This window comes from Bacillus sp. JJ1532 (assembly GCF_036965085.1).
Classification (GTDB): domain Bacteria; phylum Bacillota; class Bacilli; order Bacillales; family Cytobacillaceae; genus Cytobacillus.
The window spans coordinates 1-7246 of sequence record NZ_JBALOW010000085.1 but is presented as its reverse complement, the minus strand read 5'-3'; the positions used below and the strand labels follow the sequence as shown (position 1 = coordinate 7246).

The following is a 7246-nucleotide window of genomic DNA, read 5'->3' as shown; positions in this document are numbered from 1 at the left end:
GTTAATTTTCATGGTAGTTGAATAAAAAGTTATAAATAGATTATTTAGGCTTCACTAATATATGGTTATGTAAATCATAGATTTTTAATGATTTTCCTATATCTGAATTACGATAATATTCCACTTCACAGTAATAAGTTCCATCCTGGTCTTCACTATATCCTTGACGAGAAAAACCAATAATCTTTTTCTTAAACTCAACCTGTAAACCACCTCCACTTTTTACCCCTTCGAAAATAAACACATCACATGTTCCTTTAAATTCCTCAGTTTGATTAAGTATTACAGTTGGTAAAAATCGTATGGAGTATATAAAACAAATGACTGAAAACAGCGTAAAAGTAATGATAATAAATCTTTCTTTCATTGGCATTTTATAAGAACTACCTTGTTTCTTTTGCTTTTTATTATAATACAAAATGATAGCGATGGAACCAATTACCATTACAAGTGACAAAAATAACATATAGTAATAATCAGCCACTTCTTCAACATCCTCCATTTTGATGTTTTTTCAAAATTTTTTTTATTAACTTTATCCTTTTTTTCTTCAACTATCCTGCCATTTACATTAATAAGAAAGAGCCATTCTCCTTCTTGAAGAATAGCCCCGTTAGTTGAGGTTGCTAAACTCAATAATTTTCTTTTTTCCAACGTTTATATTCTACAAACTCTAAAAAACCATAAGCCGTTATCATTGATAAAATAGGGATAACATAATACTTCGGAGGTCCAAATATAAAGATAACAACAATGAAACCTGCAGAAAAAGTGCAGTATTTAAAAGATATGATTTCTTTCGATATTTTAAATAAAGTTTTACCTTATCCATTACTTTTCCTTTCAGGCCAAACATATTCACTAATATTTTTTGTTATCTTTCTTGAACTATTCTACACCCTTAGCTTAAGTACAATCTTTCACAATCTTATCGATAAATACCAATTTTTCATTAAATGATCCTCTACAATCTGTCTTTTCATGAAGAAGGATAGATGTTGGAATAATAGTCATTGTTTTTTTTAATCGGGTATGCCTTCCAGTTAATTAAAAAACAATTTTCACAATCTCCGTACCATGTAAAAAGGCGAGCGTTAACGCCCGCCGATATCATCCGAAACAAAAACCATATTGCAGCTGAAACATTTGCTGACATAACGATGAATAAAACAGCGTAAGATTAAAAATTTCTACTACGCTATTTTTTGCTTATGATATTTATGGTCAGTAAGATTCTTCGGTTTGCCGTTCGTATCCCAAATCAGATCTGGAGGCTTTCCTACAGGTCTGATGGGCTTAAAACGGCTCAATGGCTTTCTCGTTTTTACCAGTTTGAGGCTGATTTTCAATTCTTCTTTCTTCGGCTTCCTTAGGAATTTCTTTAAGGCGTTTATTTACTTCTTCTACTTGATTTGTATTTCTCATTTCATCCATTTTCAAAAACCTCAATTCATTAAAATATTTTGATAAAAATAGTATGCAGCAGTAACGAAGATTTTATGTCCACTAAAGTAAGATCCACAATTTTTTCCACCGGTAATTCACAAAGACTTTTATATAGAGTTGTTCAAATCTGCCATCGTTGTTAAATCGAGTTGCTTTACCCCTTGCTCTAACTTAGAGCGCTTAAAGTCGTATCCTGACTCGCTCGGGAGAATCAATCAATCCAAGTGGAAGGTGTATTCGGAGTTTTGAAGGAAGATTACGGATTTCTATGATTTTTAACAAGAGAGAAACAAAGTGTGAAGGTCGAGTTTATGCTTCTGCGTTTTGGCTATAAACTGAACAAACTCCACACAAGTATCCAAACTCAAAGTTTAGGTGTCACCCTCTATAAAAATTCAATTGCATAGATTCACAAGCTAACCCAGTTTTTTTGTTATGCCCGAAAACTAAAAAAGCATCTAAGATTTCTGCCATAATCGGCTAAAATCTCGATGCTTTTTCATCTGGGATGTTAAAAAAAGGATGCTGTCTCAATTTTCATTTGAGACAGCCCCTTTTTATGAATAGGATATGCGATATCGCATTCACCATCGGCATTAACAAGTAACTTTGATCGTTCCTGTATTAACAAACAAATGCCTGTTATGCTTTTGGAGGTGTTCCTTCAGCGTTTGATACAACTGCATCGATTTGGATTAAAGCATCTTTAGGTAAAGCTGATACGCCAACTGTTCTTCGTGCAGGAACACCGCCTGGGAAGAATGTTTTGTAAGCTTCGTCTACAGCATCCATATCTTCAATATTCTTAACGAAGATATTTACTTTAACTACATCGTCCATAACGTGGTTAATGCTTTCAACAATTGCCTTAATATTTGTCAAGCACTGTTCAGCTTGCTCTTTTACACCGCCAGCTACCATTTCACCAGTTTTTGGATCCAAAGGCAATTGAGCTGAAAGGTGGTTGTAATGAGAGAACGCTACAGTTTGTGTAGATAGGGAACACTTTGGTGCATTGTCAGTATTGTTCGCCCAAATAACGATTCCATGTCTGTCTTCAATAGCTTGAGGAGGTGTACCATCTCCGTGTGACACCACTGCTTCAATTTGTACTAAAGCATCCATAGGTAAAGCTGCAGCTGAAACTACTGTACGTGCAGGGACATATGCTACAGCTCTCGCGATAGCTGAGTCTGGGAAAAATGTTGAATAAACTTCATTTACAGCTTCAGTATCAGACAAGTCCTTAAGGAAGATATTAATTTTAACAATATCATCAAAAGGAACGTCGATACTTTCTAGGATTGCCTTGATATTTTTTAAGCACTGTCCAGCCTGCTCTTTTACACCGCCAACTACTAATCGGCCAGTTTTCGGATCGATCGGCAATTGAGCTGAAAGATTATTGTAATGAGAGAAAGACACAGTTTGTGTAGATAGCGGACTTGTTGGTGCATTTGCCGTGTTATTTGTAAGCTTAATGAGGTCGCCTGCTTGTGGCGCGTTTGGAATTGTACCTTCACCGTGTGAAACAAGTGCTTCAACTTGCACTAAAGCATCCATAGGCAAAGCTGCAACTGCAACTGTTGTCCGTGAAGGAACATAGGTTGGGAAGAACGTTTTGTAAACTTCGTCTACAGCGTCAACATCTTTGATATTCTTAACGAATACAGTGATTCTAACGACATCGCTCATAACATGATCAATGCTTTCTACAATTGCCTTGATGTTTTTAAAGCACTGTTCAGCCTGCTCTTTAATGCCACCTGCTACCAATTTACCAGTTTTAGGTTCGATAGGTAATTGAGCTGAAAGATTATTGTAATGAGAGAAAGCAACAGTTTGTGAATATAGACCGTTACCGTTTGGAGCATTTTCCGTATTTCTTGCTGTTACTGCGTTATAACCGCTCATGATAGTATTCTCCTTTTAGATAAATATTTATTAACTCAAGTATGCACCAATAAAACCGGTTTAAACCATGGTTCCGTGATTGCATAGACGAAAAACGGAAGTCAGTGATATGGATTTGAAGACTGCTTTGGCTCAACCGATGGCGTTCTTCACGCAGTTGAAAAAACAATTCTCACTAGACACAGATTTCGTTTTTGAGCAAGTGTCAATTATAGCAGGCTTTCTTCGTGTTGACTACTTGTTTCTTGTGAATTGTTTTTTGAGTTGAGTTTTTTTCTGGACAACAACAGTTAAGGGCTGCGTCAAAAAGATGGAATCATTTCGACGCAGCCCTTGCTAAGCCTATTCATTAGCTCTACGAAATTTCTGTCAGATGTAATTCGCCACTACGGATATGAGTTAGATTAGTATATAGCTATAACTAATTATAGAAATATAGGAACATTTATTTTGGTTAAAAATAAGTTGTTTGAATTCATTAGTCAACAGCTTAGAAATTTAAACCTTAAGTGTTGAACAATAGAACAACATCAATATGCTCAACCTAAATCCTATATTAACAAAACAGTATATATAACATAAATATCCCATTTCCTTATCAAGTGTTATTCCAGAATATAGCCCTTAAATGAAAAATGAGCGCTTCTTTAAAGATAGCGCTCATTTTATGTTTTTCGCTACTGCCTCCTTTCATGTAAGTTACTAACAATTTTCTTCAAGTTACCCTTCATTTTTCTGCCACATACTTGAATAGTGCAGACTTGCTTGAAATATCCACATACAATTTGATTAGAGCGATGATGAGAGGAGTGAATGAAAAGAACAAGTATTGACAGACATCGCGTGATGGAGCAATTATAATTTTTGGTGAAAAGAGGTGTCTGAAATTTGAAACTTTTTTTAAACATCGATAAAGCATTTAAAGAAACGAAGATTACTATTGAAAGCCCTGAGTCAGACGACAATATTAAGGAACTAATTGACTTCATTCACCGAAGGGAACAGCCATTCCTGATTGCCAAAAAAGGTGAAATGCAGCATATTCTTAAACCAGTGGATATTCACTATTTTCATACAGAAAAAGATCATGTAGTTGCCGTAACAGGGACGGATTCATTTATTTTAAAAGAGAAGTTATATGAGCTTGAGGCCCTGCTGCCTTCTAATAAATTTATCCGCCTATCTAAATCGGTTATTGCCAATTTACATGAATTGAGCCATTTTGAAGCCTCATTCAATGGTACACTCTGCGTTTATTTCAAATCTGGTAAGAAAGAGTACGTGTCTCGTACCTATGTCCCTGTGATAAAAGATGCTTTAAAATTTAATAGGAGGAAAACAGAATGAAGACATTTATACTTCGCAGTTTCATCGGTATTTTCTTTGGAGGCTTCATTGCGGTGCTTTACACGAATTTAACAATCCTTTTCGGCGGTCTCGAAATGATAGTTGGAAGCTTATTTTTGAAGAACTCGATAGGTTCTATTCTCTGCGGATGGTTTTTTACAGTGAGTTCTATGTACTATGAAAACAGAGCTTTAAAGCTTTCTCAACAGACTATTTTCCATTTCTTAACCGTCACGATCCTCTACTTCATCTTGGCCCTTACGATCGGATGGATTCCATTTACGATACAAAGTATTTTGTTAACACTCTTCATCTCCATCGTCACTTTTACAATCTGTTGGATCACATTTTACCTTTACTTCAAAAATCAAGCCCGGAGATTAAATGATGATTTAAAGAAACTATGAGAAATGCCAATGGGACGGTTCTCCCGGTTTTCTAGTAAAAAGATCCTGGCCACAAGAACCGTCCACATGGACTCCAGATGTCATTCTCCGTAATCCAATAAAATCGTTTTGAATCCAGCATCTAACAGATTCCGTTCTCTTTCGCGTGAATCCTTGCTTTAAGGCTCGTTTGCGCTCTTGCTTACAGCCATTCATAAACTTCAACAATCGTCTCTTCCAATGGCCGGGAGGTAAGGCCCTCATGAACTGCATTTTCGATATTAATGGAAAAAGAACCTTTCCAAGGTTTGGTTTCACCCTCTAAGGAGAAGTCCTCAGGAATCCATAAGGGCATTTCTGTACATGGCTAAGCATTGTGCTCTATAAAAATTTGTTCATTTGCCCATACGAATCCGCTGTAGCTATTGGTAACGGCTTCACATAGATATATAATAGCTTTTCCATTGTTAATTTATCATTCGGACCTGTTACATTAAATGTACCTGCTTTCCTTCTTTCTGCCATATCAAATACCCATTTTGTGATATCTTTTATATCAATCAGCAGAACTCCTTCTTCCGCTAAATGGCCCTATAATGAAAATAAGCGCTGTTCCTTGTAACAGAAAAGCGCCCGATTTATGAATATTGAAAAATATGTGTAACTGCAATAATAGCTCTTCTGTTATTTTACTAAAGCTACTACTTCAAGAAGACCGTTCCCATTCTTTTCGTAAAATCCCCATTTTAATAGCATCAAAATATTCACCATTCACCATTCTTGCTTGCCTTATTCTTGCTTCTTCTTTCATTCCCAATTTTTCTGCAACTTTCATCATTCTTATATTTCCTGACCAAGTTGACATCCCTAACCGATGCAATTCAGTAGAACTGAATAGGAAATCAATCCAAAGTTTATAAGCCTCAGTTCCGTAACCACCATTCCAAAAATTTTCATCATAAATCACGATACCAGTTTCTAACCAATTAGTGTTTTTATCCACCCAATAAGAGCCAACTGTTCCAATCAACTTATCTCCTACAAAAATGATTAGTGTATTGGGAATGTTGGGGACAATTTCATAGTTTTTCTCCCAATCTATTTGAAATTGTTCTTTCGTTATGTAAGGTTCAGGTATGTAGGGACCATTCCATTTCTTGGCTTCTTGTTCCTTTTCTTCATATTTCCAAAAATATAATTCATCAATATCCTGTTGAGTAGCTTCTTTCAACTCAACTTTTCGTCCTTCAATTTTAATCATAAAAAGCGTGCTTCCTCTCATTCTATCTTGTTCAAACCACATACTTATATGAAGAATACCATAATAATCAAAATCCTTATTCAACTCTTTTCCAGTTTAAGTGCAAATTTTACAACACCATATTATCATTACCCCATTAGTAATCAATTCTTCTTGATATTTTTCCTTTATTAAATGGCACTTATCATGAAGAAGACGCTTTCCTTATTTCAGAAAACCGCCTTATTGCGGAAGATAGATTCAAAGATCTTATTGAAGAAAAGCTACCGTTGAACAACAGCTCATTTTTTCTTTTGTCTATATATTTTTTCCATAAAATATAGAGCTATAACTAAAGCAGCGAATGTTAAAATAAACCCAATAATATTGTTAACGTTAAAAAAGTAACCTGTAAAATGATAAAGACAGTAAACAGATAAAATTACTAATAAAACAAGTATAGCTAATTTCTTATCTTTAGACCTCATAACATAAATGATAGCCAGGATTACAAGAAAACACCCTTCAAACAAACCCATAACGTTATTTCACATCCAAATATTTATCTTTTGCCAACCTTGTTCAACTATCTGACCCAATAAAAGAAGACGCCTTCTTACTCAAGAAACGCGCCCGATTGTTGAAGATCAGCGGATGCTGAAGATGGCTCGCACTTATTGAACTCTAGCCCCCTTTAGTGTAAGTACATCTTTTCACATTTAATCAAACTCAAACTCAAACTTAAAACCTGCAAGTTTAGCTTATCAAATACGTTTCATGAAGTCCTTTTTCGTTGGGAGCATGAAACTGGACATATTTTAAAGAATCTAATTGCAACAACATATTATGTCTTCTAGTTTGAATACCCTCTTTTTAACTTTAGTAATGAAAATAAGCCAAAACTATGCAACTC

At 35.2% G+C, this 7246-nt stretch carries 6 protein-coding genes and 1 pseudogene; 2 read left to right on the top strand and 5 right to left on the bottom strand.

Features of this window, described 5'->3' with window-relative positions; translation table 11 throughout:
- Positions 1-40: 40 nt before the first annotated feature.
- The 3 genes from V7122_RS22135 to V7122_RS22120 form a co-directional block, all read right to left on the bottom strand.
- Positions 41-484 (bottom strand): hypothetical protein, encoded by a 444-nt coding sequence (locus V7122_RS22135; protein WP_335529177.1) that lies wholly within the window; start codon positions 482-484, stop codon positions 41-43.
- An 812-nt stretch (positions 485-1296) separates the two neighbouring features.
- On the bottom strand, positions 1297-1434 hold the full coding sequence (locus V7122_RS22130) for a hypothetical protein (protein WP_335529174.1): 138 nt from the start codon (positions 1432-1434) through the stop codon (positions 1297-1299).
- A 654-nt stretch (positions 1435-2088) separates the two neighbouring features.
- Positions 2089-3360, bottom strand: a complete 1272-nt coding sequence (locus V7122_RS22120) for a RidA family protein (protein WP_335529171.1) — start codon at positions 3358-3360, stop codon at positions 2089-2091.
- An 888-nt stretch (positions 3361-4248) separates the two neighbouring features.
- Between V7122_RS22120 and V7122_RS22115 the strand changes: the two genes are divergently transcribed.
- Both V7122_RS22115 and V7122_RS22110 read left to right on the top strand, forming a co-directional pair.
- Positions 4249-4707 (top strand): LytTR family DNA-binding domain-containing protein, encoded by a 459-nt coding sequence (locus V7122_RS22115; protein ID WP_335529168.1) that lies wholly within the window; start codon positions 4249-4251, stop codon positions 4705-4707.
- Positions 4704-5114 carry a DUF3021 domain-containing protein gene (locus V7122_RS22110; protein ID WP_335529165.1) on the top strand — a complete coding sequence of 137 codons (411 nt, stop codon included), beginning with the start codon at positions 4704-4706 and terminating at the stop codon, positions 5112-5114. The genes V7122_RS22115 and V7122_RS22110 overlap by 4 nt, the downstream gene beginning before the upstream one ends.
- Before the next feature lie 184 nt (positions 5115-5298).
- On the opposite strand, the pseudogene V7122_RS25845 reads toward V7122_RS22110, so the two are convergent.
- Both V7122_RS25845 and V7122_RS22100 read right to left on the bottom strand, forming a co-directional pair.
- Positions 5299-5663, bottom strand: a pseudogene (locus tag V7122_RS25845) (NAD-dependent dehydratase); the annotation flags it as partial.
- A 136-nt stretch (positions 5664-5799) separates the two neighbouring features.
- A complete protein-coding gene (locus tag V7122_RS22100) occupies positions 5800-6354 on the bottom strand; it encodes a GNAT family N-acetyltransferase (RefSeq protein ID WP_335529160.1) in 555 nt (184 codons plus the stop codon).
- Between the last annotated feature and the right edge of the window lie 892 nt (positions 6355-7246).

What these genes read in the sequence shown, in the direction of transcription:
- V7122_RS22130 (WP_335529174.1), bottom strand. Translation starts at nt 1,434, where the DNA reads ATGGATGAAATGAGAAATACAAATCAAGTAGAAGAAGTAAATAAACGC.
- V7122_RS22120 (WP_335529171.1), bottom strand. Translation starts at nt 3,360, where the DNA reads ATGAGCGGTTATAACGCAGTAACAGCAAGAAATACGGAAAATGCTCCA.
- V7122_RS22110 (WP_335529165.1), top strand. Translation starts at nt 4,704, where the DNA reads ATGAAGACATTTATACTTCGCAGTTTCATCGGTATTTTCTTTGGAGGC.
- V7122_RS22100 (WP_335529160.1), bottom strand. Translation starts at nt 6,354, where the DNA reads ATGATTAAAATTGAAGGACGAAAAGTTGAGTTGAAAGAAGCTACTCAA.